1 protein-coding gene is annotated in these 235 nt (G+C 74.9%); it reads left to right on the top strand.

From position 1 onward, the window contains the following. A partial coding sequence (locus tag SB660_RS23825; protein ID WP_410585074.1) for a hypothetical protein occupies nucleotides 1-235 on the top strand: 235 nt, incomplete at both ends.

The following is a 235-nucleotide window of genomic DNA, read 5'->3' as shown; positions in this document are numbered from 1 at the left end:
CAGGCGAGCGCGGCCGACGGCCGCTTCAACATGTACCAGAACGGCAGGGTCATGACGGCGGACGATTTCGACGCCTGGCTGACCGCCCGTGGTCTGCGCCTGGAGAACGGGCGTCAGGTGCCGATCCATCCCGCGCCCGCTGCCACCGCTGCCGCCAGCCCGGCGCCTGCGCCGGTCGTCGCGCCGCAGGCGACCGCCCCGGCACCCGCACCCACGCAGGTCGTCGCCAGTCCCG

The organism is Bacillus sp. SIMBA_005 (assembly GCF_046535585.1).
Lineage (GTDB): Bacteria > Bacillota > Bacilli > Bacillales > Bacillaceae > Bacillus > Bacillus pumilus.
This window is presented reverse-complemented; position numbering and strand designations above follow the sequence as displayed.